The organism is Leptolyngbya sp. 7M (assembly GCF_018128485.1).
Genome location: NZ_CP070897.1, coordinates 3254854 through 3280570, shown reverse-complemented (window position 1 = coordinate 3280570; position 25717 = coordinate 3254854). Strand labels below are relative to the sequence as shown.

General features: G+C 49.0%; 27 protein-coding genes. 11 read left to right on the top strand and 16 right to left on the bottom strand.

Annotated elements, in window-relative coordinates; translation table 11 throughout:
- Positions 1-58: 58 nt before the first annotated feature.
- Together pta and JVX88_RS16255 are read left to right on the top strand one after the other, a co-directional pair.
- Positions 59-1762 (top strand): phosphate acetyltransferase, encoded by a 1704-nt coding sequence (pta, locus tag JVX88_RS16260; protein WP_211628323.1) that lies wholly within the window; start codon positions 59-61, stop codon positions 1760-1762.
- Positions 1741-3549, top strand: a complete 1809-nt coding sequence (locus tag JVX88_RS16255) for a calcium-binding protein (RefSeq protein WP_211628322.1) — start codon at positions 1741-1743, stop codon at positions 3547-3549. Before pta ends, JVX88_RS16255 begins: the two co-directional genes overlap by 22 nt.
- Before the next feature lie 20 nt (positions 3550-3569).
- Here the strand turns inward: JVX88_RS16255 and JVX88_RS16250 are convergent, their stop codons facing one another.
- Both JVX88_RS16250 and JVX88_RS44140 read right to left on the bottom strand, forming a co-directional pair.
- Positions 3570-3890, bottom strand: coding sequence for a VOC family protein (locus JVX88_RS16250; protein ID WP_410503771.1), 321 nt, complete (start codon positions 3888-3890; stop codon positions 3570-3572).
- The gene (locus tag JVX88_RS44140; protein WP_410503770.1) at positions 3868-3987 is read right to left on the bottom strand and encodes a VOC family protein; all 120 of its coding nucleotides are present in this window, start codon (positions 3985-3987) and stop codon (positions 3868-3870) included. Before JVX88_RS44140 ends, JVX88_RS16250 begins: the two co-directional genes overlap by 23 nt.
- A 139-nt stretch (positions 3988-4126) precedes the next feature.
- On the opposite strand from JVX88_RS44140, the gene JVX88_RS40725 reads away from it, so the two are divergent.
- The 3 genes from JVX88_RS40725 (at position 4127) to JVX88_RS16235 (ending at position 7567) form a co-directional block, all read left to right on the top strand.
- Positions 4127-4810, top strand: coding sequence for an MFS transporter (locus JVX88_RS40725; protein WP_211628320.1), 684 nt, complete (start codon positions 4127-4129; stop codon positions 4808-4810).
- Entirely contained in the window at positions 4797-5810 is a 1014-nt protein-coding gene (gene tatC / locus JVX88_RS40720; RefSeq protein ID WP_211628319.1) for a twin-arginine translocase subunit TatC, read from the top strand. Before JVX88_RS40725 ends, tatC begins: the two co-directional genes overlap by 14 nt.
- Positions 5811-5938: 128 nt before the next feature.
- The gene (locus JVX88_RS16235) at positions 5939-7567 is read left to right on the top strand and encodes a GWxTD domain-containing protein (RefSeq protein WP_211628318.1); all 1629 of its coding nucleotides are present in this window, start codon (positions 5939-5941) and stop codon (positions 7565-7567) included.
- 319 nt (positions 7568-7886) lie between these two features.
- Here the strand turns inward: JVX88_RS16235 and JVX88_RS16230 are convergent, their stop codons facing one another.
- Both JVX88_RS16230 and JVX88_RS16225 read right to left on the bottom strand, forming a co-directional pair.
- Positions 7887-9011, bottom strand: a complete 1125-nt coding sequence (locus tag JVX88_RS16230; RefSeq protein ID WP_211628317.1) for a retropepsin-like aspartic protease — start codon at positions 9009-9011, stop codon at positions 7887-7889.
- A 48-nt stretch (positions 9012-9059) separates the two neighbouring features.
- Positions 9060-9725 carry a hypothetical protein gene (locus JVX88_RS16225; RefSeq protein WP_211628316.1) on the bottom strand — a complete coding sequence of 222 codons (666 nt, stop codon included), beginning with the start codon at positions 9723-9725 and terminating at the stop codon, positions 9060-9062.
- Positions 9726-10032: 307 nt separating this feature from the next.
- Between JVX88_RS16225 and JVX88_RS16220 the strand changes: the two genes are divergently transcribed.
- Positions 10033-11022: a D-alanyl-D-alanine carboxypeptidase gene (locus tag JVX88_RS16220; protein ID WP_211628315.1), complete on the top strand. Its 990-nt coding sequence runs from the start codon at positions 10033-10035 to the stop codon at positions 11020-11022.
- 25 nt (positions 11023-11047) lie between these two features.
- Here JVX88_RS16220 and JVX88_RS16215 read toward each other — a convergent pair whose 3' ends face one another.
- From JVX88_RS16215 to JVX88_RS16205, 3 genes are all read right to left on the bottom strand, one after another.
- Positions 11048-11407, bottom strand: a complete 360-nt coding sequence (locus JVX88_RS16215) for a DUF4359 domain-containing protein (protein WP_211628314.1) — start codon at positions 11405-11407, stop codon at positions 11048-11050.
- A gap of 43 nt (positions 11408-11450) precedes the next feature.
- Positions 11451-11756 (bottom strand): hypothetical protein, encoded by a 306-nt coding sequence (locus JVX88_RS16210; RefSeq protein WP_211628313.1) that lies wholly within the window; start codon positions 11754-11756, stop codon positions 11451-11453.
- A 309-nt stretch (positions 11757-12065) separates the two neighbouring features.
- On the bottom strand, positions 12066-12410 hold the full coding sequence (locus tag JVX88_RS16205; protein WP_211628312.1) for a hypothetical protein: 345 nt from the start codon (positions 12408-12410) through the stop codon (positions 12066-12068).
- 712 nt (positions 12411-13122) lie between these two features.
- On the opposite strand from JVX88_RS16205, the gene JVX88_RS16200 reads away from it, so the two are divergent.
- The gene (locus JVX88_RS16200) at positions 13123-14202 is read left to right on the top strand and encodes a hypothetical protein (protein ID WP_211628311.1); all 1080 of its coding nucleotides are present in this window, start codon (positions 13123-13125) and stop codon (positions 14200-14202) included.
- Here JVX88_RS16200 and JVX88_RS44135 read toward each other — a convergent pair.
- A complete protein-coding gene (locus JVX88_RS44135; RefSeq protein ID WP_211628310.1) occupies positions 14122-14364 on the bottom strand; it encodes a GatB/YqeY domain-containing protein in 243 nt (80 codons plus the stop codon). The genes JVX88_RS16200 and JVX88_RS44135 overlap by 81 nt on opposite strands.
- Before the next feature lie 137 nt (positions 14365-14501).
- On the opposite strand from JVX88_RS44135, the gene JVX88_RS16190 reads away from it, so the two are divergent.
- Both JVX88_RS16190 and queF read left to right on the top strand, forming a co-directional pair.
- Positions 14502-15329, top strand: coding sequence for a PolC-type DNA polymerase III (locus JVX88_RS16190; protein ID WP_211628309.1), 828 nt, complete (start codon positions 14502-14504; stop codon positions 15327-15329).
- A 1-nt stretch (position 15330) separates the two neighbouring features.
- The gene (queF, locus tag JVX88_RS16185) at positions 15331-15741 is read left to right on the top strand and encodes a preQ(1) synthase (protein ID WP_211628308.1); all 411 of its coding nucleotides are present in this window, start codon (positions 15331-15333) and stop codon (positions 15739-15741) included.
- Positions 15742-15794: 53 nt separating this feature from the next.
- Here queF and JVX88_RS16180 read toward each other — a convergent pair whose 3' ends face one another.
- Entirely contained in the window at positions 15795-15992 is a 198-nt protein-coding gene (locus JVX88_RS16180) for a hypothetical protein (protein WP_211628307.1), read from the bottom strand.
- Between the two features lie 144 nt (positions 15993-16136).
- Here JVX88_RS16180 and JVX88_RS16175 point away from each other — a divergent pair, with 144 nt between their 5' ends.
- Positions 16137-17072: a carbohydrate kinase family protein gene (locus JVX88_RS16175; RefSeq protein WP_211628306.1), complete on the top strand. Its 936-nt coding sequence runs from the start codon at positions 16137-16139 to the stop codon at positions 17070-17072.
- Between the two features lie 26 nt (positions 17073-17098).
- Here JVX88_RS16175 and JVX88_RS16170 read toward each other — a convergent pair whose 3' ends face one another.
- The 7 genes from JVX88_RS16170 to JVX88_RS16140 all read right to left on the bottom strand — a co-directional run bounded on the left by JVX88_RS16170 (position 17099) and on the right by JVX88_RS16140 (position 22750).
- Positions 17099-17677 (bottom strand): dienelactone hydrolase family protein, encoded by a 579-nt coding sequence (locus JVX88_RS16170; RefSeq protein ID WP_211628305.1) that lies wholly within the window; start codon positions 17675-17677, stop codon positions 17099-17101.
- Between the two features lie 2 nt (positions 17678-17679).
- Complete coding sequence (locus tag JVX88_RS16165) at positions 17680-18753, bottom strand: RAMP superfamily CRISPR-associated protein (protein WP_211628304.1); 1074 nt, start codon at positions 18751-18753, stop codon at positions 17680-17682.
- Positions 18746-19231: a hypothetical protein gene (locus JVX88_RS16160; protein ID WP_211628303.1), complete on the bottom strand. Its 486-nt coding sequence runs from the start codon at positions 19229-19231 to the stop codon at positions 18746-18748. The genes JVX88_RS16165 and JVX88_RS16160 overlap by 8 nt, the downstream gene beginning before the upstream one ends.
- A complete protein-coding gene (locus JVX88_RS16155) occupies positions 19228-20235 on the bottom strand; it encodes an RAMP superfamily CRISPR-associated protein (protein WP_211628302.1) in 1008 nt (335 codons plus the stop codon). The genes JVX88_RS16160 and JVX88_RS16155 overlap by 4 nt, the downstream gene beginning before the upstream one ends.
- A 127-nt stretch (positions 20236-20362) precedes the next feature.
- Positions 20363-20995: an alpha/beta fold hydrolase gene (locus JVX88_RS16150; protein WP_211628301.1), complete on the bottom strand. Its 633-nt coding sequence runs from the start codon at positions 20993-20995 to the stop codon at positions 20363-20365.
- A gap of 108 nt (positions 20996-21103) precedes the next feature.
- Complete coding sequence (locus JVX88_RS16145; RefSeq protein ID WP_211628300.1) at positions 21104-21772, bottom strand: hypothetical protein; 669 nt, start codon at positions 21770-21772, stop codon at positions 21104-21106.
- 273 nt (positions 21773-22045) lie between these two features.
- Positions 22046-22750: a rhomboid family intramembrane serine protease gene (locus tag JVX88_RS16140; RefSeq protein WP_211628299.1), complete on the bottom strand. Its 705-nt coding sequence runs from the start codon at positions 22748-22750 to the stop codon at positions 22046-22048.
- An 872-nt stretch (positions 22751-23622) separates the two neighbouring features.
- Between JVX88_RS16140 and JVX88_RS16135 the strand changes: the two genes are divergently transcribed.
- Positions 23623-25290: an LCP family protein gene (locus JVX88_RS16135; protein WP_211628298.1), complete on the top strand. Its 1668-nt coding sequence runs from the start codon at positions 23623-23625 to the stop codon at positions 25288-25290.
- The last annotated feature ends 427 nt before the right edge of the window (positions 25291-25717 follow it).

Sequence of the window (25717 nt, the reverse complement as noted above, 5' to 3'; positions counted from 1 at the left end):
TAGAGTGTTTGGAAAGGCCGAGTTTATCCAAGCAGAATCAGCAAAACGGGAAAACAGCATGCTCAAAAATCTGTATATCGTAGGACTGGAACCGGGCAGCGGCAAGGCGCTAGTAGTGCTCGGGATTATGGAACTGCTATCGAAACGGGTCCATCGCCTGGGATTTTTTCGTCCGGTGATCCATAGTGGTATGGAGCAAGACAACGATATTGAATTGGTGCGTGGCCGTTATCCGCAAAATTGCCCTTACGAAGCTCATTATGCCTTGATGGATGAGGAAGTGCGACAGTTGATCGCGGCTGGGCAGTATGGTCAACTCTTGCAACAAATAATTGCGGCATATAAGCATTTAGAACAGCAGTGTGATTTTGTGGTTTGCGAAGGGATTGACTCCAGCTATATCGATTCAGCCTTTGTGGATAACTTTGATAGCCGAGCTGCCAATCATTTAGCTGCGCCAATTCTGCTGGTTGCTAGCGGTGCCAACAAAACACCTGAACAGGTGGTCAATACCGTACTCACCGAACGAGAAGCTTTTCTTCAGGAAGGGTGCGCAATGGTGGCTACGATCATCAACCGAGTTGTGCCCGATCAGTTAGAACAGGTGAAAGCAGCCTTGCAGGTCAACTGGACCTTTGCCGATCCCATTTTTGTTCTGCCCGATGACGCAATGCTGTCTAAGCCGACCATTGCCGAAATCGCCAAAGCAGTGGATGCCAAGCTGATTCATGGAGATGCGGAACGCCTGAATCACGAAGTCATGACTGTCAAAGCCGCCGCTATGCAGTTGCCCAATTTTCTGGGACGGCTTCAGGAGGGCAGCTTAGTGATTACTCCTGGCGACCGCTCGGATGTGATTTTGGGCTGCTTGGCGTCTACGCTCTCGAATCAATCTCCGAATGTGGCGGGCATGGTGCTGACGGGTGGGCTGAATCTCGATCCGCGAATTCAGCAATTGATTCAGGGAACGCGGTGGACCGCTCCGATTCTGAGCGTCACCAGCGATACCTACCAGACTGCCACCCAAATCAACGAAGTGCGCGCCGAGATTACGCCCCACAATGCCCGTAAGATTGCTTCTGCTTTGGGATTGTTTGAGGCCCATGTGGATACAGCAAGATTGGCGGAACGAATTGCCGTCTCTCGTTCGACGCGGATCACGCCGATCATGTTTGAGTATGAGCTGGTGGAACGGGCGAAGGCATCGCGGCAGCATATTGTTTTGCCTGAGGGCAGCGAAGAGCGAATTTTGCGAGCCAGTGAGATCCTACTGCGGCGCGGCGTGGTGAACATTACCTTACTGGGCGATGAACAGGAAATTCGCACCCGCATCGATGCTTTGGGGTTGAAGCTGGAGCAGGCGAATATTATCAATCCGCTTACTTCGGAATGGCAAGAAGAATATAGCAATACCTATTATGAATTACGAAAACACAAAGGAATCACGGAAGATTATGCCCATGACATCATGAAAGACGCTAGTTACTTTGGAACGATGATGGTTTATAAGGGCATAGCAGACGGGATGGTGTCCGGTTCGGTTCATACTACGGCTCATACAATCCGACCGGCATTGGAATTCATTCGTACCCAACCTGGTGTATCGATTGTCTCTAGCGTGTTCTTTATGTGTTTAGAAGACCGGGTGCTGGTCTACGGTGATTGTGCCGTGAATCCCGATCCCAATCCGCAGCAGGGCAGGATGTATTTGCTCAGCGGTTCGATGCCAGAGGTCAGCGCTTGGGGTCAGAGTTTCGGGTGAATCGCAGCACGCTCCAGGATCAGAACAACCCGGATGTAGCTATCGATGGCAGCGGCAATTTTGTCGTAGTTTATCAAAGCGATGATCAGGACAATAACACTACTGGACGTGATGATGACGGCGCGGGCATTGTAGGACAGCGGTTTGACCGCAGCGGAGCACTGATTGGCAACGAGTTTCGCATCAACACCCGCACCGAAAACGACCAAACCGCGCCGGTGGTCGCCATGAATGCGCAGGGGGATTTTGTCGTCATCTGGGTTAGCGAACGGCAGGATGGCAGCGGTACCGGCATCTTTGGTCAGCGTTATAACAACATTGGCAACCCAGTTGGGATTGAGTTTCAGGTCAATACCGAGACCAGAGATAACCAGCTCAACCCATCTGTAGCAATCGATGACAACGGGGATTTCGTCGTGGCATGGCAGAGCGACAGCCGCGGTTCTGACCAGGATGGCTATGGCATCTATGCCCAACGCTATAGCGCCAGCGGCAATCCGCTAGGCCATGAGTTTCGCGTCAACCAAACCACTCGCGGCGATCAAACCACGCCAGCCGTCGGGGTCGATGCAGGCGGCAACTTCACCGTCGTGTGGGCCAGCGAAAACCAGGACGGAGATGGGGCTGGCATTTTTGGGCGGCGGTTTGCCGAAAACGGTAGGCGGCTCGGCGGCGAATTTCAGGTCAACCGGGAAGAGGCCAATGACCAATCTCTCCCGGCCATTGCAGTTTCGCCTACAGCAGACTATGTCGTGGCGTGGCAGGACGATTCCCTCTCAAGGAACAACCAGGACATTCAGTCCCGCTTCACTACCTCTCGACGCACAATTCGCGGCGATCGGTTCGACAACACGCTACAGGGCAACAGCGGCAATGACCGACTCTTAGGGCTACGCGGCAACGATTTGCTCAAAGGCTTTCGGGGCAATGACATTCTGGAAGGTGGCTTGGGCGATGATGTGCTGGAAGGCGGTGGCGATAATGACATCCTGTTGGGTGGAGCTAACCGTGACACGCTAGATGGCGGCAACGGCAATGATCGGCTGACGGGCGGTCGGGGGGCTGATACCTTTGTGCTGCGGATTAAACCGGGCAGTACCCTGATCACCGACTTTGAAGATGGGGTAGATGTACTCGGTTTATCGGCTGGGGTCGAACCACAACACCTGCGCATTGTCCAAGAAGGCAGCAATACGGTCGTTTCCTGGAAAGGCATTGAGTTGGCGGTCTTATTGGGGATTGAGGCGAGAACGATTTCCTATCCGGCAGATTTTGTCCCCGCGTCTCGCTCCGGCAAGGAAATTCGCGGCACCAATCAAGATGATCGGCTAGATGGCACCGGCGGCAGCGACGAGATTACCGGCTTGCGAGGCAACGACGTTTTATCGGGCCGAGCGGGCAACGATTTGCTGCAGGGCGGTAACGGGAACGAGCGGCTGTTTGGCGAAGCCGATGCTGACTATCTAGAAGGCGGCGAGGGCAACGACAAGCTGGATGGTGGCAAAGGCGACGATTTTTTGGTCGCTGGCAACGGCAATGATCAGCTCACGGGTGGCCCCGGTGCCGATATTTTCTTTCTGCAATTCAAGAGTGGCACGACCGTAATCAAGGATTTCCAGGACGGTATCGACTTGCTTTCTTTGGATAGCAATATTGACCCCAATTTGCTGCAATTCCAACAGCAGGGCTTGGATACGGTCATCACATCCGGTAGTCAGCCACTTGCTGTGCTCAAAAACGTGCTGGCTAGCCAGATTACCTATGCGCCTAGCGATTTTGTCACGTGAGTGGGCACTGGCAGATATTTTTATTCCACCCCCAGCGGGCTGCAAAGTTCGACCAGAATTCCGTCTAGATCTCGCACATAGGCAACCGTTTGTCCCCAGGGTTTAACTTTTGGTTCGGCAACAGTGACTGCGCCAGCCTCAATTGCCTGAGCAAACGCACTGGGTACATCCGCTGTGACAAATCCCACCTCGATTCCAGCCGGTGGTTGAGACAAACTATTTTCGACAAACCCTTGCGGCAGATTAGACTTGGCTAGGTCGTTAGTCGCGAAGGCAAGGGTAGTGCTACCCGTTTCCAGCTCCGCATACTGCCCACTCTCATGCACAAACCGCGCCTGCAACCCGAACGCTTTCCTGCAACCCGAACGCTTTGTGGTAAAACGCAACAGCTTGGGGGACATCCTTGACATAGAGAATGGTGTAAGCAAACTGAACCATAGTGGAGCCTCGCCGCAATCATTGAAACAAGACTAGTACATTTGCTCGAAATCAGCAATCCAGCATCAGGCCAACCTAGACAGAAAAACCGAGAAGGCTATCATAGAAGGCAGTTGATATTTCTTAACATCTCATCTAGATGATCAGTGGACTTCCCGGTTATACGAAAGCCAAACATCTTCTAAGCGAGAGGCTCTTGTTTGGGCATAAACTCAGTCCAGAGTTGGCCGCCATTTTGCTGGTTTACTTTGTTCAAGGCATTTTGGGGCTGGCACGGCTGGCCGTGAGCTTTTTCCTCAAGGATGAGTTGGGGCTGAGTCCGGCTCAAGTGTCGGCCTTTATGGGGATAGCAGCTTTACCCTGGATGATCAAGCCCTTATTTGGGTTCATCTCCGATGGGTTGCCGATTCTGGGCTACCGCAGGCGTCCCTACTTGATTTTGTCGGGGCTACTCGGCACCTTGGCCTGGGTGATGCTGGCGACGGTTGTGCATACGGCCTGGGCCGCAACCATTGCGATTGCCCTCGGTTCATTGTCGGTCGCCTTCAGTGATGTGATTGTAGACTCGCTGGTGGTCGAGCGTGCCCGGCAGGAATCGGTGCAGGAAGCCGGTTCCCTGCAATCTATTTGCTGGGGCGCTACGGCATTAGGGGGATTAATGACGGCCTACTTCAGTGGCTTTTTGCTCGAACACTTCAGCAACCGCACGGTGTTCGGCATTACAGCCACCTTTCCGCTGATCATCTCTGTGGTAGCTTGGTGGATCAGTGAGTCGCGTGTTGAGGCGAGCAGCGAATGGTCGGTAACAGATGTCGTTCCTTGAACATTTGGACGAGCTTCGCCGGCGGCTTATAAATTCGATCCTGATCGTCGTCGTGGCTTTTGTTATCTGTTGGTTCGCTTCCGGAGCGATCTACAATTTTCTTTCTATCCCTGTTCGCGAAGCGTTGGCAGAGGCAGTGCGGCGCGAGGTGCCGATAAAAGGTTTGACTGGGGATGAAGCAACCTTTCCACTTACTTTATTACAACCTGGAGACCGCGGCCGTTACGTTTTTGACCGTGTTACGAAACTCGGCTCCGGCGTTGTCCAGCCCGGTACTTCCGTCGCCGCGGTTGTCGCGGCGGACAGCGAGGGCAATATCGGGATCTACACGGATGAGCCGTTGATAACCGGGAATGCGGTCATTCCAAAAGGCGTTCTTCTTCCCGCGGATCTTTCAGGAAAACAGATCGCCGAAGGAGCCGATGAACGGCTTATTGTTACGACCGCTCCAGAATCATTCACGCTGTATGTTACGGTCTCGCTCTATTCCGCCATTGCCCTATCCGTTCCTTTCCTTCTCTGGCAGATCTGGGCCTTTATTTCGCCTGCATTATACCGTCACGAACGGACGTACGTTACGCCATTCATCTTTCTTTCTACGGTTTCCTTCGTGCTCGGGGCGGCATTCGCCTATTACATTCTTCTTCCTCCGGCACTTGGCTATCTTCTGGGACTTGCGGAAGATTTCCGTCCAATGCTACGCGCTAGTGATTACCTGGATTTTGTTACGATCGTCCTCCTTGCGATGGGTTTCATTTTTCAGATGCCTGCGGTTACGTATGTGCTTTCACGCATCGGGCTCGTCTCGGCATCATTTCTTATAAAAAGCTGGAAGGTGTCGCTTGTTGTGATCTTGATAGTGGCCGCATTCGTTTCTCCGACTGGAGATATCCCGAACATGATGCTTTTCGCGGCGCCGATGATGGTCCTCTATCTATTTTCAATATGCATCGCATGGATATTCGGACGGAAGCGAGAGTCTTCGCCTTCTGCTGGGTGAGCAAAGGCAACCCGAATATCGCCAAAAAGCATCTTGAAGTATTGCAGATTACCCTCTAAAATCTTTGATTGCGCCTATTTATACGATTTGCCACAGTACGGCGACTTGATCGAAGGAGTTAAGCGATTATGTCAAAAACCGTTTTCTTACCCGGAGTTATTCTAGTTGCGGCCTTTTTCCTGGCTGGGGCCTTGGAGACGTATGCCCAGCGGCAGCAGCCGACGCCGACACAGGATATCAGTGATAAGGCCCGAAATGTTCGTCCCGAACTTAAGGAAGCATACAAGCGTTGGATAAATCAGGACGTTGCTTACATCATTACCAAAGATGAGCGACGCGCGTTCATGGCGCTCCAGACAGACGAAGAGCGCGAGAATTTCATAGAGAATTTTTGGCGTCGGCGTGACCCGAATCCCGATACCGAAGAGAATGAGTATCGCGAAGAATATTACGAAAGGATCGCCTACGCTAATGAACGGTTCACTTCGGGGATCCCGGGATGGAAGACCGATCGCGGCCGGATCTATATCGCTTGGGGCAAGCCGGATTCGATCGAATCGCATCCGGCGGGTGGTTCTTATGACCGTCCATCGTGGGAAGGCGGAGGAACAACCTCGACATATCCCTTTGAGATCTGGTTTTACAGGCATCTTGAAGGCGTGGGCGACGGTATTGAGATAGAGTTCGTAGATCCTACCGGGACCGGTGAATACCGCATCGCCCGAAACGCTAACGAAAAAGATGCACTTCTCTTCGTTCCCGGCGGCGGACAGACGCTCAATGAGCAGCTTGGCCTTGAGAATCGTGCGGACCGCATCAGCGGAGTAAATGCCAATCAGCGCTTTATGCGTGAGCAGGATATGCCCTTCCGGCGAATGGAGATAATCGCAAATCTTCAGCGGCCGCCGCAGGTAAAATTCGGTGATCTTGCGGGACTTGCAGGCAGCGATGTTCTGGAAGATCGTAACCCACTGAATTTTGATCTTCGGGTAGATTTCTTCCGTCAGTCTGATGATCGCGTGATCGTAACCTTCACCGTTCAGACCGACAATAAGGAGTTGCAGTTCCAGGGCGATGGCAGTGGCATTGAAGCGGCTCGGCTCAACATCTTCGGACGCATCACAGCCGTTTCCGGAAAGCGGTCCGGAATCTTCGAGGATGCGGTAACTACCTATGCGACCCGCGAAGAGCTTGCCGAGGCCCGTGAAAGAAAGTCGATCTATCAAAAGGCAATAGCGATGACGCCGGGAACATACAAGGTTGACGTAGTTGTTCGCGACGTAGGGACCGGCAATCGCGGAATTGTCAATCAGGGTTTTACAGTTCCTCGTTACGACGACAAGAAGCTATCCACTTCCTCGCTGATCCTTGCCTCAACATTGCGTGAGACCACCGAGCGCGACATAGGCGGTGCATTCGTGATCGGCAATGCTAAGGTTATCCCCAATCTTGCCGGACGATACAAGCGCGGACAACAGGTCGGCCTTTACCTCCAGGTTTACAATGCCGGCATCGACCAGACGACCCTTCGTCCGGCGGTTGACGTCGAATACGTTCTAAAGAAAGGCAACACAGAGATAATGCGGCAGGCGGAAGATTGGTCGGGGCTGAGCGATTCGGGCCAGCGCCTTACGCTCGCAAGGCTTTTGCCGACCGACAATCTCGAGAACGGTGAATACGAACTGATGGTCTTGACCAAAGATCGGGTCGGCGGCCAGGTGATCGAGAATAAAGGCAGATTCCGCATTGAACCGTGATCTAACACGGATCGTAGATAATTCAACCGGCCCGTGTTCGCTTGTTCACGGGCCGTATTCATTTGGTCTATTCGGTCGCCAGCCTGCATGAAATGACAATTCAACCGATTTCGGCTATAGTTTTCACGAATCGCACCCCGGGATTTATCCACCGATTTAGGTGTTCTCAAGAAATAAACTTTTGATCAGGGAAATTCGTAACGTTTTGCAGATGGCGGCATTAGTAATTTAGAGCGCTGTTAGGCATTCATCGTTTGCGCCAAATGAACTAACGAACTTAGTGTTTTGTAGAGATAATGATGCTTGACCGCACGTATCGCTAAAATGGTCGGGCTCCGTAATCGACCGTTGTCAGAAATTTTGAGATTACGGAAAGTCCCAAATAGCCGTCGATCTGCTGGTTGCGCGCATGGAATTTTCGTATGTACACCGGCACGTTCTTGACTTGAGCATCGCCGATCCTTAGTTCACGAAGAAATCCATAAACTATCTCAAATCTCCCATCCCCGCCGATGCCCTTCGCCATCCCTCCGCGGGTTATCGCGTTTACCTTTAGTCGGCGAGCTGTTTCTTCGGAGAGAACAGATATGCCCGATCCGGTATCAAGAACAAAATTTAGCGGTTCACTTCTGCCATTTATTCGGACCTGAAGTATCGGCCGATTTCCTACAAGCTGGAAAGGTACTGATGTCGCCTCCGCCCCGGTGCTGGTGTAAAGTGAGACACGATTTCCCAAATACCTTAGAAAATTGATCAGACCTTTTATCCTGGCTCGGCGTTCGTCGTCTGTTTCCTTGGAAACATCGAGAAACCGCTCATAGGCGTCTGCCGCGTCACGATACCTTTCTGCCCGTGCAGAAACCTGAGCCAAGGCGTAGATATAGTCTGCATGGTCAGGATCGTGAAAGACGGCTTCTTTAAGATTAAGTAATCCCTCTTCTATACGATTCTCATAGAAATCGATCATTCCGAAGCCGGACCAGGCAAGAGCTTCCCGTTTGTTCAGCTGGATCGCACGAAAGAACAGCGGACGTGCCTGCGAGAATCGACCGGCCGCAAGAAGTGCGGTGCCGACCACTGCCAGCGCGTATGAATTCTGTGGGTTCGCCTGCGCGATCGGCATTGCCATCTCATAGCCTTCTACCACATTGCGCTGCCGGATCATTATGTGCGCCAATCTGAGTTTTGCAGTTGTATTATTGGGGTCCGCTGCCACGATATTTCGCAGGATCTTCGCGGCGCTCTCATAGCTTGCCTGGCGAAACATCCGATCCGCTTGGCGGATCATTCTTTTGGTGGATTCAGGATCGTTCGGGTCGTTATCCTCAGCCAAAGCCGCTGAAGATGCGGCAAATACAAGTGAGAGTAACAAGAAGAGCGAAACAACACTGGGCCGTGATCCGCTACCTTGTCCTAGCAGAAACCGGATTATTCTTTCCCCCATAACTGCAACCTCCTGAGGAACCGCTGAGCCAGAGACTTTCGAACGGGATCATTTTAGGATCTTCCCGGTCTTCATTGACCAAAAGACAAGGTCCATCTCATCCGGATCGATCCCGATCTTTTGCGAAAATTCTAATAGCCGCTGTTCGATATCAAGATACCGCATTCTGTTGTTCGGCGGCTTAACATCGGAAATGATGCCGAGTTCTGCCAAACAATTCAATACGTGTTTATCTAAGATGCCGAAACCACGAAAACCGATGTTTCGCAGGAAATGGCTTGCTTCCTTGTACCCAAGTCCCTTGATGCCCTTCTCTTTCGCCAACCAATCGCGGCGAGCCAGATCGGATCCAAAAGACAAAAGCGCTTCTCTAAGCCGCATTCCACAGTGGCTCTCAAGAAATCTTCGGGATTCCACTACGTATCGCGATCGGGCATTCGGATACCGATGTTTCCCGACAAGAGCTTTCGTGATAGCTTCACGAGTCCCGTTTTTCAACAGCGGCTTTACCGATTCCAGCGAATTCAGCCCCATTCGAGCAGAACAGCCGCCGGTAAAAAAGCAAAACACCATTTCTTCCCAAAGATCATCGTCAGTGCCGTATTTCCAAACTGCGGCAAATTCGGCCAAACGAGCTCTTATCTCATCGCGTCGTTCCGCGTGAGTTCTGCGAATAAGTTCGATTGTTACTGGATCGGCCTTCGTACTATTCACGCAGAGGACGGAAGTAAATTCTAGTCCCGTTGCGGCAGAGTGTCAATAAAATTGGGAACTTGAATGCCTTTTTAGGCGTTTGTTAAGATACATAAGTCGGGTTGATGAGAGCGATAATCACCCGATATGATTTTTGCATCGTTCCGGCAGAAGTTTTGCATCAAAGCTGCTGAGTGTTTCGGGTACACCCTTCCCAAACACCATTTGGCAGATCGGACATAGGTTGTGTTATACTGTGTTTTGCCGCTTGTTTCTACCAAGCCGCCAACCTCACGATCACCACCGAATTAAGAAAACGATGAGTTCAATGGGATTTAAAAATTTTGTTCGTGGACTTTTCGTCGTTATTTTGATGAGCGGCGGCGTTGCGGCCCAATCTGACGGCACGGTCAGGCCGATGCTGCAGCAGATCAATGTACATCGGGACGAACCTGTTCCGACGGCAACCCCATTAGTCAAAAGAACCAGTTCGGCAGAGGCAGTCGAACCCGCGGCCGCTACATCAAGCGTTCGCACGTCGTTCTCGGTCCTCCGCGACATCCCGATCCCGGGGAATTCGGGAGTGCTTGTCGAATCGCTTGACGGCAATCTGGTGGTTGAAAGCAATTCAAATATAGCGTTGAATCCTGCATCCAACGTAAAGGTGGCGACCACGTATGCAATACTGAAAACTTTTGGTCCGGATTATCGTTTTCCGACTATGGTCTGGACGGATGGAGCTTATGACCAAGCAAATCAGAAGCTTGTCGGGAACCTTTATGTTTCCGGCCGCGATCCGGTTTTCGTATTTGAACACGGCGTAGCTCTCGCACAAGAACTAAACCGAATGGGGATAAGGTTCGTTGAAGGAGACCTTGTCGTTACTGACAATTTTTCGATGAACTACTCCTCCTCCCCGATCGTTTCTGCAAAAACATTGCTTTCTACGATGGATGCGACGAAACGCAGCGCTGCGGCGTCGCGATCATGGTCGAATTATCTTATTCATTCGGGCAGACTTACGCTCTATACAGGTATCCCGAGCGTTTCGTTCACAGGCTCTGTTTACGTTCATGCTTTGCCAACGAATGCGAAAGGGCTTTTCACGCACGAATCGGCTCCGATGCGCGAGATACTAAAGGCAATGATGAGCTATTCCAATAACGAACTTTCGCATCGTCTCGGTGATATGGTCGGCGGTGCGTGGGGCGTAGCTAACATCGTGAGGCAGAACACCGGAACCACGCCGCAGGAATTTCACATCCAGACCTCTAGCGGGCTCGGTATAAATCGCGTAACTGCCGGAGCGATGCGTTAGCTTGAAATAAGCAGGTCATCTCAGGTCATCTCACGGCCAGCAAGCTTTGCTGGCTATGAAGTTCAAGTTGGGACACAAACATCTTGCCAACCCCGATACTGCGATGCTGCAACCCCAAAAAGTTTGTTGTATAGAGGCTGAAGAAAACAAAGTTCTGCTGCTGGCTGTAGCTAGCGATAAGCTTAGCAGCCTGATCGGTTGGCAAAAGGCTAATGGTTGAACAGGCAATATGCATCGCCGGAGGCTGCTGCACCTGTTGACAAGTTGTGGTTTGAAACGTCCAGACTAGATGTTCTGCATACTCCTGCTTGTCTGGGTTCGTAGCTGCTAGTAGCGAAAATAGGCCAGTAAAAAACAAGGCTGAAACTGGAATAAGTCGTGGCATTTTGATACTCCTAAAGTAGCTAAATTGATCAGAACATCATTTCCTAAAAATTCTCGTAGCGTTGGATCTGTTGTACATCTGAGTCATTGAGGAAGAGGCCAAAATAATCAGTTAGGTATTGTTCCCAAAGAATGCAATGCATTGGAATCACAATCATCGTGATGTTCTCTCGCCCAATAATTAGCACTGGCTGGCCCATCTGCAACGTGGCATGACAGATCAGTTCATGGAGTCGAGCTGGATAGTCACGGCCTTGGGATCTAATCCGTCCTGGTGCAAACACGGCAATTTGCTTGATCACAGTGGCTGGAATACCTCGTAGAAACATTTCGCGTGTGGGAGGTCTCATAGGTCATCTCAAGTAAGAATGGGATTGGCAATGGGCAAAACGGTAATAAAATAGCCGGAAGAAATGGCATTTACCACCTCCACCGGCTTGTGCAACTCACATGCATCAAACGGCCTAATCGATTGATTTATAGGTATAGACGAGTTGTACCAATCTCTCGCAATCTGGATTGCAGCTTCAATTTCAGCAGATTTTTTCTTAATGTACTAAGTAGGTGAGCATAATTAAACATAAAACCCAAAACCCTGCGCCGCCTGCTGCGCGGGCGGCGCAGGGTTTTGAATCTGGTTTTTAATTATGCCGAGGTACTTAGAGGTATTGTTGAACCTGCTGCAGCCAACAAACAATAGGTGCGAGATCTTGATCAGGAATATAAACGTTGTAGCTTCTGCCGGCTTTCATCAGCAGCCGTACCTTCTGTTTCTGCGATCGATCCGTCACAATCTGGAACTCACCAAACCCAGAGGTCAAACAAATATCGAGTTGCATGCCCAGTACAAGCAAAAGATCAGGAGGAATTTTCACACTCAGTTCCATCGGGCTTGATGACGCTTCTGCTCCAGACAACGTTGCTGGATGCTGATACGTCAGTTCCAATCGAAATCGTTCCGGGTGAGTTTGAATCAAATGCGGCAAATCTAAAAAATGCTTCATCGAAGATGTCCTTAATTGCTAAAGCGAATCAGTTGCTGAACTAAAGTAGCTAAACCATCTCAGGACAGCGCTCATTCTAGATTCATACTAGATTCATACTAGGTAGAGTCAGTCAACGCATGGGTGGTTTGTTAGTAAATTACCGGTGAACGAAATGGTGAGCCTGTCCTGCTCCTCAGACAGTAGAGTAACTTGGTGTATATCGTGTAATTAAGGTTGAACTGCCGGAAACAACCTGTGAATACGCTCTGTAAATACATTGGGCCAAACTGGTGAATGCATCACGCTTTCTACAACATTTCAGTTGGCAAAAGTCCTGAAAGTAACAGTGGAAACAAACGAGCAAAGCAGTAGGGTTGATAACCACCCATTAGACTAGCTTTCACTTCAGCTTAACCCTAGAATATCATAAAATTTCAGAGACACTCTATCTATCTGTTCAAAGTCTACCAAACTTACTGTACATCTTATAATGTTGCAGTAACGATTCTAATAAAACGTCATCTATGTTACAAAATTGCCTCTTTCAACTCAAAAATTGGGCAGCGTGGTAAATAAATCAGGCAAAATCGTTCATTTCGGACTCAAACTGTTATACTGATTCTCCTACAGAACAAATTCAATCATAAATAGGCTTTCGTTCTGTACATTTTGTTCACTTAGATTGCATTAATATTGCTGCTTGCTGTTCACTAAAAACCATGAGGCGTTTATGCAGAACCAGGCGAAACCAGCTTCTCAAGCTCAAGAAGCAGCTAGTATTCAGGCAAATTCAGAAATAGAACTCGACCACGGACGGCGTGATCAAGACGACCAAAATCGAGATAAAGCTGTGTATGAATATCTACTCAGCCTCAGCGATCTAGATTTGTCAATCAGCAGGCGCGGCAAAACCAGAAAAGAGACAGGCAGTAAAGATAGTAAAGATAGTAAAGATAGTAAAGAAAAAGATAGTGCTGAAGTTCCGACGCCCAACGAAAGCAGCCTTGCCAAACAGTGGGGCGTTGAACGAATTTTCATTCGTCGGGTGCTTCGTTCTGTACTCTATGAAACCTACTATGCCCATGAAAAAAAAGAGAAAGAGCCTGTACCAGGATTAACCTTGGGTAAATTAATCAAAATATTGACTTCTCTCCAGACTCACCGCAAGCAACTTTCGGTAACCGACCGGAAAGTACCACGCATTCTCACTCGCGCCGAAAAATTGCGGGCTTTGCAAAAGTTCTTTCAGCTCTCAATCACCGAACGAGAAACCCTAGATCTGCCCGTTCATCCTGCCGAAGTCTTGCTTCAACGCCTATTTGAAGATGCAACCGATCCAATTAAAGGCATGCAGTTTGAAAATGCGGTACAGCTCTATACAAGCTTTTTACAGCAATCATCGCTGCTGCCTACCCTGGAAACTGAAACTTTGTTTCCTCATGATGGTGACCGAAAAAGCATAGCTAAGGATTTGATCCGAGAGACCGTAATTCACCTGATCAATCCGTATTTCAATGAGTCAGGGGATAAACGCAAACAAGAAAAAACTGATGATTTGGTGGAGAAAGTCGAGCGAGAAATTAGCCGAATTGAATTTCAAGCCGGAATCAAGCAGGCGGAGTTTTTCTTGGGAAATAAGCTAAAGAAGGAAATTCAACAAAAGTATGCAGAATACCTGACGCCGCAATTTGTGAAACGCTTGGCTCGTTCGGTTGTTGAAAATGAAATTTTAACCGACGAATTCGGCAAGCTCTTTTCGTCCCGCAGTCTCATACTGCTCTATCGAATCCCGTCGTTGTTTGACCAGTGAGATCAGAGCTTTCTGGATCTCTTCATCTGATAGCTCGGAACCCTTTTCGATCTTCCGATTCATCAGCGCTGCCTTCACCATTCTTAGCGTTGACGTCCTTTCTGTATCCTGTGCTTTGAGCGATTCGGTAAGGTCAGAGATTATCTGTTCATAAAGTCCCATGGGAAAAGTTTAGTTTCGGTGCAAAGAAGTTACAAGGAAAGGCCGAGCTTGGCATTATTTTTTCGAGGTAAACCGATCCAGTCTATTAAGCTGATCCTGTTGCAGTTTCGGGTTTAACCGCTAAAATTTAATCTGCAATGCTGCCGTCGCCGAATCTTGTATCCGAATCATATCTCGTCAATGCGACGATCGATTTTCTTCGATCTGTCGGCGGACGCGCGACTTCTGTTAAGGTTGTGGATCGCGTGATGAAGATAAGAAGGCCGGAACGCCAGCTTGCAAACTTGCTCGTACAGGACATTGCAAACCGAGATCCCAGGTTAACCCTTAATGAGGACACACTTGAATTATTAAGCTTTGATCACGATTCGTTGGATCTTTCGTCGTCGAGTTTTGTGGTCATTGACCTCGAAACCACAGGAGCGAAAGCACCACCTGGCCGCATAACCGAGATCGGAGCATATCGTATTGCGGGCGGTTGTGTAACTGATAGTTTTCACACCCTGATCGATCCTGAGATGCCGATCCCGTCGTTTATAACCTCATTGACCGGTATTACAGATGAGATGGTTACCGGCTCACCAATATTCCGGGATGTCTCCGATGAATTGCTTGAATTCATAGGTGATTCCGTATTGGTCGCGCATAATGTCAGGTTTGATCTTGGATTTCTTAATTTCGAGATCGGTCAGGTTTATCCCGATTATCGGTTGGCGAACCCGGCCTTATGTACCGTTCAGCTTTCGCGCCGATTACTGCCTGAGATCGAGAACCATAAGCTGAACACCGTCGCTAGACATTTTGAGATCAAGCTTGAGAATCACCACCGAGCAAGCGATGATGCTCTTGCGACAGCCCATATTCTTTTGAACTTATTGCCTCGGCTGGCAGAACTTGGTATCAAGGATGTAGGATCGGCCCGGCGACTTACGACCAGAAAACTACGGCGTGCCGTGTATAAATGATATGGAACTTCAACCCGAAAACCTGCAGCAACTCCCGATCGAGTCAACCCCAAGAGGGGAAATGGGACTTTACCCGCTCGACACTTTCAGCTATGAATTCCCCGGCAAAGAGATCTGGGTAGATTTTGAGATCCCAGAATTCACCGCGATCTGCCCGTTCTCCGATTTTCCTGATTTCGCAACGATCCGCCTTCGATATGTCCCGAACGAGAGATGTATTGAACTAAAGAGCTTGAAGCTTTATGTCAATTCGTTTCGGAATGTAAAGGTCTTCCATGAGCACGTGGTTAATATAATCCTGGAAGATTTCGTGAAAGCCTGCGACCCGTTGAAGGTAGAGATCGAAGGCGATTTCCACGTTCGGGGAAATATCAAAACCATCGTCAGCGCAAGCTATGCAAAACACGAATAGTTTGACTTAAGACTTCTTTTATCGGTTATCTTGTGAGGCGATGAGCTAACGAACTAGTCGTAATCGTCGTATTCTTCATCTTCGTCGTAGTAGTCGTCTTCCTCTTCGGAACGAAGATCAAGTTCGATAGGATCCAGCCCAACGACCACAAGATCGGAACCGCATTCATCACAAACAACTATGTCGCCCTGTTCCGAGTCGGCATCGACATAGACCTCTTCATCACACTCTGGACAAATTGCTGTTGGCATTTTATGTTTTCCCCGGAAATCGAATAAATTTGTATGGAAGCTTACTAGAACAATAACAATCTAAACCTGAATCCGTTGCTTGCGCAAGGAATTCAGATCGAAAAACGCACAAAATCGTAAAGATTTTTTTGATCGACCTCTTAAATGCGATTTCCTTTCAAACTTGATCCTACAAAAGAATTCGACGTGGTTGGTTTTGGAACCAATGCCGTCGATCACCTGATCATCGTGCCGGAGTATCCTCAGTTCAGCGGAAAGATCAAGCTCTCCGGACACCACAAGCTGGCCGGTGGCGAGGTCGCTTCTACGATGGTGGGGCTAAGCCGCCTCGGTCTCCACACCGCCTACGCTGGCAGATTTGGATCGGATGAGGAAGGAGCATTTGGAATGGAAACTCTTCGATCGGAGAACGTTGATCTTCGATTCGCGGAAAGGATTGATGGGGCACGAAACCAGATCGCCTTCATCGTAATAGATGAACGCAACGGTGAGCGAACGGTGATCTGGGATCGCGACGTTGGCTTAAGTTATACGAAGGCTGACGCGCCGATCGCTGCAGCATATAAATGCCGAGCCCTGCATCTGACGCCGCATGATGTTGACGCGGCGGTTGTGATGGCCGCTGCGGCGAAACAGGCATCGGCCGTTGTATCAACCGATATTGATAACCTTTTTGAAGGCATAGAACAGTTACTCCCGCTGGCGGACATCCTTATCTTTTCAGAGAATGTCCCCACAAAACTTGCCGAGACAGACGACATACATTTGGCACTTCTATCGATAGCTGAGCGATTTGGCAGCGGCGTGGTGGGCGTAACGCTCGGCTCCGCCGGTTCGCTGCTATATTCATCGGGCGAATTCATAACGACCAAAGGTTATTCGGTTCCAGGAGGATGTAGGGACACGACCGGTGCCGGCGACGCGTTTCGGGTTGGGATACTTTACGGTTTGTTGAAGGGAGAGTCCATCGAACGATCGGCTGAGATGGCAAATGCTGTTGCTGCGCTAAAGTGCCGTTCGGTCGGAGCCCGGACCGCGCTTCCGACCGAATCTGAATTACTTGAGTTTGTAAGAGAATGACACGAAAGGTGGGAGTATTCAGGTCATTAAAGATTTTCTTTGAAAAAGCCAACGGCTTGTGACCAGGCATCTTGCGCCGCCGATGCATCGTAAACTTCCGGTCGTGTATTATTGAAAAATGCGTGGTCCGCATCGTATTCAACCGACGTTAGCGGCAGTTCGTATTTTGCCGCCGCCTCTTTCAGCTCTGTTACGACAGGAGCTACCTGTACTTCAGAAGTAGATTCACTAATTTCACCGATCGGCGTAACCCGGTAGTAGCGCATTAATCGAGCAGCCCATCCGAGAATTTGCAGCATTGTTTCAGCCTCTGCCTCTGCTTGTCGCAAATGCTGGCTACAGGCTTTGTCGATATTGCGGTAATAACCAAGGGTTTTGCCGCTATGTCCAATTTGCTTACCATTGCTAACAAGCATCTTGAGATACTTGAAAAACCGTGATCCAGCATCTAACGGATTTTGTTTTATGGCATGACGCAGATAAGCAATCGCCTTACCCAATTCATTTACATCTGTCTCGGTTCGAGCTAAATCTTGGGCAATCGCATGAGCAATCTGCCATTCAGTATCCGTTAGGAGTTCGGTGGAAACGTCAGTTATTGTCATGATTAGTACATGCCAGCGGGAGGTTCACGATCGGTGGGGTAACGGAGCACTTCCAGCAAGGCATTCAATTGAGGTGCTTCAATCAACTCAGCATGAGCTGCTTGGATCTGCTGCTGCATGAATTGTTGCAACGCTTCTCCAATCAGATGATCTGACGCTGGAGGTGTATAGACAGAATAGCGATCGCGCAGGTCTTGGATTCCCTCTACTCGATCGATTGCATTCACTGCAACAGTCATCGTCCCCATGCCGATCGGTTTGCCGCCACCAACTTTTAGTGCGATCGGGTATTTAGGATCTTGTCCTAGCGTAACCAGTAAAGTCCCCAATTCTGCTGCCTGCAAATTCATGAAGTGTAGCTCTGTCGCGAAAGTATATTCTTTTGCCGCCTGCTGCACCGGAATTCCCTGATTTTGTTTTTTATCAATGGCTCTAATCGTGTGGTAGTAGAACTTGCGACCTGCAATTTTGCCTTGCGCGAAATAAGCTCGTCGTTGATCGGGTCGAGGACGATAAAGGGATGGCATGAATCCAGTAGTAAAACCTGTGCTTTGGCACGTTGCATCGTTGAAGTCAACCAATCCCTGCCAATCTAATGCCCCAAAGACTCGACTAGCTGGACACAGCTCTTCTTTTTTCCGACAAGGCAACCGCTCTGTCGGGATCTGGCTTCTGTATTTAGAAGTAACCACTGCTAGCGTGCTATTCGTAATCGCCTCATAGACTGAGCGAATACAGCCCTTGAGTGAACTGCCTTGAATCGAGAGCTTTTGGTCATTGTCTTGCACCATTGTTTTGATCAAGGGAATTCGATTGTTGCCAATATCGCTACCCATGACAACAACGCCAGTTGAAACATGCAAAGCAGTTTTGACCGTGAGCGTCAGAAACAAAGTGCCATGCAGACGATCGGGCAAATACTGGTGATGTCCGGCTGGAGCGTCTAGGGTTGGACGTTTTTTGGGGAAAGGAATCAGTTCGTAGGGCTTTGGTGCAACCTCATCACCCATTCCGCCACGTGTATAAGATGGCGAATTAGAAGGGCGTTGCGGTCTAGGCGGCGGAGTTCTAGTCATGGTCGTTGCCCACTGTAAGCGCGACAAAGTGAATCGTTGCGGTTTGAGTATCTCGAAAATATCTCTGCTTCACAGGAATTGCTTTGGGGGAGATAATCTCTCCGTTCACACCCTGATAGGTAAACCCTTTTGGGAATTTAGTTTCATCGACAGCATAAAAATGAGCATGGCGATCGCACCATTCCCACTCGCCGGGAACCGATGAAAACTCTAACTCGGAGCTAGGTGGTGATTGACTCAACAGCAACACCTCATAGCCCGATTTCTGGTACTTCCATCGCAGTTCTAGTTCTGCATTGAATAGCTGTCCTTCTGGGCTGGGAAACTCCTCTGGTAACTTCATCTGAATGCCGCTAATGCGATGAGGCCAGCGCAGGAAATAGTAGCTGGGGGCAATTGCTATTCGTTGATCGCCTACCAGCGTTTGCAAGACCTCAAGGGACAAGTTTCGCCTTACCCCGACAAATCCATTCCTCATCTGGCGACTCTCCCACTCCAAGCTTTAACAGCTCTCATAAACAAATCTTTGACTTGCTCCTTTCCCTGCCAAATTAGCTGCACACCAAATCCCAGCTCCATTGCCTCAGCTGTAACAGACAGTTCAGATTGCAGATCGTTTGACAGGAATCCATATGCCTCACGTTCTTTCTTTTCCTCATCCTTGCTCTCGTCAAAGAAGGCACCTGCGCCGAGTAATGTCGTCGGTTCCCAACGTTGTGAACTACCAAGACGGTGAATTCGGTTGTCTTCACCCAACACACAGCCTGGATATTGCACCGTAGCCGTTTTTAGTTTTACCTGGACTGTCCCCAGGCCCCGCGATTTGGCAAAACCTAAACCAAACCAACCATCATTTAGATCGCGTAGCACTAATCCAACCAATCCCAGTTGCGCCAGAGTAAAGTTTTTCAAGTGGATTTTGGTACAAAATTCTCCCCTAGTGCAAACTTGGTAATTGAAGGGACCCACGGCAACTGATCCAAACACGCGATCAATCGCAACTCCATTCCGTTCTTCAAGTTTCAGTTTTCTGTTTGGATCGTTTTCTGCTTCAGGATCAGGATAAGCATCTTCGATCCGAATTCGGCTAGCGATGGCGGTACTGCCAAACATCTGGTCTGTAAACGATGACCATTTATAAATATTGTGAGTTTTATAAATATCGTGAGTTTCTGAATAGTTTTTGAGATAGTCATAGTCGTTGAGTTGAAGAGGATTGCTTGCCCAAAGATGCTGATAATCATCTTGCTTACGCTGCTCACTACCCACTGTTCTGACAATCCTTTCTGCATGGGCACGAATGGCTCCCTTTAATGAGCTTCCCGGTAGATAAACCGATCGCCCTCCTTGGTGATAGGTTTCGACAAACTCCATATCAGGCTTTGTCGGATCTGCCCCTTCTTTACCCGACTTGATCAAGATGGGTCCGTTCGGGATGATGGAGAGTTCGATTGTGCAGTGATTAACGAGTCGTTTGTGCATATAATCGAGAAAATTAGACTGAAGGGTTTATGCTGCAATCTTCTGGTCTAGCTGCAATTCACACTGTTGAAAAACATAGTTCACCGCAGCAAAAAGGCGATCCAGATCTTGAATGGGGTAGAAAATTTTATTGCGTGTGAATGCCGATGGTGAAATCATCCCAAAAATTGCGAATCAGGGCGGCCACGGCTGGGTGGTCTCTCAGGGCTGCATGGGATTCGGGAATGGAAACGTAATGGACGTAGGCGAAGCGAGTGCAGTTGACTGTAACCGTGCCGTCACTGCCCCCGTCTATGTCACCGGCAATTGCTAAAGTGGGAATCACCGCCGCAATTTCGGTGGCCATTGGTTTGCGATTACAGCCCAAATCCGCTGCGATTCCTAGGCCAACACCGAATGGATCTAGAATGCGGCCTAAATCGGCTCCACCCACAGGCGACCCCACCAAAACTAGCGAATGCACTCGTGGCCACCAGTTTCGATGCCGATGTAGCAGTTCGATCCAAATCAAACCTCCCATCGAGTGGCCGACAATCCGCAGGGGTGCCTCTGGATAGGTCTGAAGTTGCTGAAAGGCGACTTTTTCCACCATTTGGATCAACGGTTCAATCCGCAGCCAGGTTTGAACAAAGCCCAGATCTGGGGCAACAATTAAAGCGTTATCGGCGGCCAATTGGCTAGCGAGATTGAGCATTGCTCGATTATCATCCGCCCAGCCATGCTGCACAAACAAAATAAACTCTGGCGTTTGGGACGACATAGACCTGTGGATCGCAATTAGGGTACTGATTGAGTTGAATAGCTGCTCTCAATAGTAATCCAACAGGAGCCGAGTCGTTTTGAAGATTAGTGGAAGATAACGTTTAGATTATTGAATCTGGTTGAAGACCATCATCATTACTATTAACGATAGTGTAATCGCACCTGTAACCATGAGGTCGCTTCGACTTGAGGTTGGCTGATGGGCAGGTTGGAGCCAGAACTGGATCGTCTTTGTGACAAACGGCATTACGGTCCAGGTGAGAATCGAACTGGAGATAACATTGTTGATAAGCATCGCGCTAGCCAGCGACCAATCCTGCATGATGCCCAGTTTGGCAAATAGCAGCGTTTGCACCATCACCGTTGGGTATAGGCCGAGAATTACTGCTAAATTTTGCTTCCAGGCCGGTGCTCCCAGCCCCACCTGATCGGAGTTTTTTTGGCGCGAAAACCAACCTTCTAGCCCGGTTTCAAATGATTTGAATTGATAGGTTTCAAAAAATTGCTGGCCTTCTAACAACAGCGCTTCTCGTGTATCCGACTCCAACCAATCCTGCAAATGCTCAGGGGACTCAAAGTGCATAATCGAATACCACTTGAGCTGATGGGCATTAACGGGTGGACAGAGGTCGGTGCGAATATAGCCTCGAAACTGACGGGCAGTTTGTCTTAGTCTGGAATGCCAGGATTGGAATGCCGTAGCCTGCTCCTTTGGCACAATCGACTCAAAAATGAGGCTGGCATGGTGGGGTGTATCGGACGGTAAACTTAGCATTGGTAGAAACTAGAGAATATAAAAACTAACAATTCCAGTGGCCTTTGCTTTGCCTGAAAGACTAAAAGGCCAAAATGCATCATTTGCTACATTTTTATATTTTTCTTTTATTTCCCCAAGTACATCGCGCTTTAGGCAGAATTTCTATTAACCGATACATCCATCTCAATATAGAGTGGAACGTAGATTGGGTGTAGAATCAAATAATCAATGATGTATAGTTTCTCCCTGGATATACTCTTTTAGATATACAAATTAGGCGACGGAAACGTTTCAAGAAGCGTATCGGTCTCGAGAAAATAGCCCAAACAGCGGTGCTAGCAACATGCCAAACACAAATCCACCAGCGTGTGCCCAATAGGCAACCCCTCCTTCTGCATTCACATTAGTAGGCACGTTCAAACTAGCAACACTAAAAAACGCCTGCTGAAAAAACCAGAAGCCTAAAAAGAAAATGGCCGGTATGCGGACAGTGAAGAAAAAGAAGCCCAAGGGCACTAAGGTGGTAATTTTTGCTTTTGGAAATCGCAAAATGTATGCTCCCAAAACACCAGCAATCGCGCCACTCGCCCCTAGTGAAGGAATTGTTGAATCCATTGAAAAGAACCAGTGGGATAATGCTGCCAGAGCGCCGCAGATGAGATAAAAGAGCAAGAATCTGAAGTGGCCCATCTTATCTTCGATGTTGTTGCCGAATATGGCCAGAAACAGCATGTTACCCGCGATATGCAAAATACCGCCATGTAAAAACTGTGAGGTGAACAAGGTCATTAGTTCTGGCAACAGCAAGCTTGTGTCACCGCTGTTGAAGGCAACCGTTAGGTCCTTAGGGACTACAGCATGGCGGAAAAAGAACTGTTCTAGCTCCGCCACCGGCAGACTAAGTTGGTACAAAAATACTAAAACATTAACCAGAATCAGCAGATAAACTACATACGGAGTAGTTTGGGTGGGATTGTTATCGGTAAGAGGAACCACTATTATCCTTCCTTGTTCACAACAGAGACTCGTTTACCTTCAGCTATTAAAGCGGCTGACCGCTGATTTGGACCCAAATCTATCAGTCTCTTGCCATTGTAATTGCCTAATTCTATACTGCCAGGCTTTCCCATAACAGCTGCAGTCTAGGTTGATGGGTGGGTAGGTCACCGAGAATGTTACTCAAAAGTACGCTGGCTAGTAAATCCTGCTCAGTTTAACCTCTATAGAAAGAGAGATATTGATTCAAGTTGATTTGCACCCTTGCTGAATTGATTTGTAGACCAGCGGAGAGGCTTAGAAAAGTTACTGCCCATCTATGATGGCTGAGGGTAAACAGTTGGATAGTTAATCAATCCTTGATTAGCATGATTCTAGATAGAAAGACGAATCAAATTGGGAACCCAATCAGAATAAATGAATCAGCACTTTCAGTGTTCTAAAGGGCAGCTGATACCAATACTCTAAATACTAGATAACTTTGAGCTGAATTAATTTTTAAACTATTATCTACAGAGTTTCAACGTAGGAGGGAAATAGTTGGTGAATAATATTCGAGCGCGATTTCGCCACTTTAGGCAAAGAGCAACAACACCCATTCAACTGGAAAAGCTTCAGGCTGAGCTGCTAGCTGAATCAACACTAGATTCCTCCTATATTGTGCTGATTGTAGCTTCCTGTGCTATTGCTACCTTTGGCCTCCTGACTAACAGTACGGCTGTGATTATTGGAGCGATGATTATTGCACCATTGATGAGGGTGCTACTAAATAATTTTCTGTCAAGGTGGGAAAACTAGTGAATTTTGCTGTTAAAGCGACTATATTAAATTGACTCAGGTTCCACCTCTATATCTAGCGTGTGAGGAAGTTCGTGTCCACTACTAATAGTCGTAGCTCCTTCTCCAGTCCTTCAGCTTCGCCGCAACATTCTAGTCGCTCTAGAAAGTGGCGCTGGTTGGGGTTAGGACTGGGACTCTGCGGTGTGGCCGCCCTATCTGCTTCAGCAGGTGCACTCCTAGCCGTTGCTATTGCCGGTACTCCTCTAATGCAGACCGAGCTAACAGCAGAAGAATCCGAGGTGTTCAACAAGAAGGACATCTCGACCGGCATGAATTTCCGCTTGCCGCAGCTAACCCGCCCGGTAAACATCCTGGTTTTGGGCGTCAAGGTGTTGGCTACAGATGTGGATGATCCGCCACCGGAAGCCCAAGGCTTGGGCTATCACGCGACGATCAACTCCCTCAAAGGCTTGACCGACAGTATGCTGCTGCTGCGGTTTAATCCAGCCAATCAACAGCTTGTAGTCCTGTCGGTCCCGCGCGATACCCGGACCTACATCGATGGCGCTGGCGTGACGAAAATCAACGAGGCAAACGTGTTGGGTGGTCCGGCGTTGGCCGCTCGCTCTACGAGTGATTTGCTGGGCGGTGTGGGTATCGATCGCTATGTGCGCATCAATGTATTGGGTGTGGAAAAACTGATCGACGCGCTGGGTGGCATCACGGTCTATGTGCCGCAGGACATGAAATACCAGGATGACAGTCAGCACCTCTATATCAACCTGAAGCAGGGAGAACAGCATCTGAATGGCGCTCAGGCAGTTCAGTTTTTGCGGTTTCGCTATGATGCCTATGGCGATATTGGCCGGGTGCAGCGGCAGCAAATGTTTCTGCGAGCCATGCGAGAACAGGCCCTCAAACCGTCTACCTTAGCTCGGCTGCCCCAGATTCTCTCAGTGGTGCAGTCCAATTTAGATACCAACCTGAGTGTGGAAGAACTGATTGCGTTAGCTGGCTTTGCTTCCCAGATCGATCGCTCTAACATGCAGATGCTGATGCTACCTGGCAGTTTTTCCGGCAGTGAATTTGCCGCGAGTTACTGGTTGCCCAATCAGTCCCAAATTGAGGCTATGGTGCGGCAATACTTTGGTGTGGCAGTAGCTAATTTTGCTCCCCCCGAGGCTTCCGATCACCTGACAATTGCGATTCAGGACAGTACTAATGAGGCTGGAGTTGTGGAAAAGCTGATCAACTCTCTGGGCAGTCAGGGATACGGCGATATTTTTGTGGATCAACCCTGGTCTGAACCATTAGCCGTGACTCGTATCATTGCCCAACAAGGGGATGCTGACAAGGCACATGCGATTCAACAATCCCTGGGATACGGTGAGGTGCTAGTTGAAAGCACCGGCAGCCTTGATTCAGACATTACGATTCGCTTAGGGAACGATGCCCTTGCTGCCACTGAACCACCGACTGCACCTGTGCTAGCCCCGGCCAATGAATTAGGAATACCTGAGTCTGAACCCACACCGCTGCCTGCAAGTTCTCCTGAAACTCCGGCCGCATTCGATGAAGCTACTATTGCTCCATCGTCCGGGTCTGCCGGTCCAGCGCCCATCGACGCCGTAGAACCAATTCTCCCCCCGCCTCAGCCTGCTGTGCCAGAATCCCCCGCAGCAGATAGTCCAGCACCCATTCCGACTGCATCCCCCGAACTTCAATCTTCTGAATCTGAACCATTACCGATGGCCCAGTGAAGCGGTGAACGTGAAGAAGAATGAAGCATTCATACTGCATTGCCCAGAGCACTCTGGAACATAGATTGCATTTTATGTCAATTGCCCTAGCGCAAATTTGAACGCTTTAGAATGTACGGAGAGGTGTTTTTAGATTGATGGGCTGACACGATTAGCCTGGTTGAGCTACTGGTTGAGTCGCTTAAGCTGGCTCAAATTCAAATTGTTTGACTCAATCTACTCAAATGATTTGATTCTGGCTGGTTTGATTTGAGCGGTTCGTTACAGGCTGTGCAATTTAGGCTATGTCAGCAATATGGCCTGAAGAATTCTCTAGAGTATATGCGTAGACTGTAATCAGGCTATTGTTTGGTCTATCATTCGAGACTACCTTAATTTGTAATTCTGCTTGTGTCGTTCAATTTCACTCTTCAATTTCACTCCCTTC

Excerpts from the sequence above, each read along its gene's own strand:
- pta (WP_211628323.1), top strand. The coding sequence starts at position 59 with ATGCTCAAAAATCTGTATATCGTAGGACTGGAACCGGGCAGCGGCAAG.
- JVX88_RS44140 (WP_410503770.1), bottom strand. The coding sequence starts at position 3,987 with ATGGTTCAGTTTGCTTACACCATTCTCTATGTCAAGGATGTCCCCCAA.
- JVX88_RS40725 (WP_211628320.1), top strand. The coding sequence starts at position 4,127 with ATGATCAGTGGACTTCCCGGTTATACGAAAGCCAAACATCTTCTAAGC.
- tatC (WP_211628319.1), top strand. The coding sequence starts at position 4,797 with ATGTCGTTCCTTGAACATTTGGACGAGCTTCGCCGGCGGCTTATAAAT.
- JVX88_RS16235 (WP_211628318.1), top strand. The coding sequence starts at position 5,939 with ATGTCAAAAACCGTTTTCTTACCCGGAGTTATTCTAGTTGCGGCCTTT.
- JVX88_RS16230 (WP_211628317.1), bottom strand. The coding sequence starts at position 9,011 with ATGGGGGAAAGAATAATCCGGTTTCTGCTAGGACAAGGTAGCGGATCA.
- JVX88_RS16220 (WP_211628315.1), top strand. The coding sequence starts at position 10,033 with ATGGGATTTAAAAATTTTGTTCGTGGACTTTTCGTCGTTATTTTGATG.
- JVX88_RS16215 (WP_211628314.1), bottom strand. The coding sequence starts at position 11,407 with ATGCCACGACTTATTCCAGTTTCAGCCTTGTTTTTTACTGGCCTATTT.
- JVX88_RS16210 (WP_211628313.1), bottom strand. The coding sequence starts at position 11,756 with ATGAGACCTCCCACACGCGAAATGTTTCTACGAGGTATTCCAGCCACT.
- JVX88_RS16205 (WP_211628312.1), bottom strand. The coding sequence starts at position 12,410 with ATGAAGCATTTTTTAGATTTGCCGCATTTGATTCAAACTCACCCGGAA.
- JVX88_RS16200 (WP_211628311.1), top strand. The coding sequence starts at position 13,123 with ATGCAGAACCAGGCGAAACCAGCTTCTCAAGCTCAAGAAGCAGCTAGT.
- JVX88_RS44135 (WP_211628310.1), bottom strand. The coding sequence starts at position 14,364 with ATGGGACTTTATGAACAGATAATCTCTGACCTTACCGAATCGCTCAAA.
- JVX88_RS16190 (WP_211628309.1), top strand. The coding sequence starts at position 14,502 with ATGCTGCCGTCGCCGAATCTTGTATCCGAATCATATCTCGTCAATGCG.
- queF (WP_211628308.1), top strand. The coding sequence starts at position 15,331 with ATGGAACTTCAACCCGAAAACCTGCAGCAACTCCCGATCGAGTCAACC.
- JVX88_RS16180 (WP_211628307.1), bottom strand. The coding sequence starts at position 15,992 with ATGCCAACAGCAATTTGTCCAGAGTGTGATGAAGAGGTCTATGTCGAT.
- JVX88_RS16175 (WP_211628306.1), top strand. The coding sequence starts at position 16,137 with ATGCGATTTCCTTTCAAACTTGATCCTACAAAAGAATTCGACGTGGTT.
- JVX88_RS16170 (WP_211628305.1), bottom strand. The coding sequence starts at position 17,677 with ATGACAATAACTGACGTTTCCACCGAACTCCTAACGGATACTGAATGG.
- JVX88_RS16165 (WP_211628304.1), bottom strand. The coding sequence starts at position 18,753 with ATGACTAGAACTCCGCCGCCTAGACCGCAACGCCCTTCTAATTCGCCA.
- JVX88_RS16160 (WP_211628303.1), bottom strand. The coding sequence starts at position 19,231 with ATGAGGAATGGATTTGTCGGGGTAAGGCGAAACTTGTCCCTTGAGGTC.
- JVX88_RS16155 (WP_211628302.1), bottom strand. The coding sequence starts at position 20,235 with ATGCACAAACGACTCGTTAATCACTGCACAATCGAACTCTCCATCATC.
- JVX88_RS16150 (WP_211628301.1), bottom strand. The coding sequence starts at position 20,995 with ATGTCGTCCCAAACGCCAGAGTTTATTTTGTTTGTGCAGCATGGCTGG.
- JVX88_RS16145 (WP_211628300.1), bottom strand. The coding sequence starts at position 21,772 with ATGCTAAGTTTACCGTCCGATACACCCCACCATGCCAGCCTCATTTTT.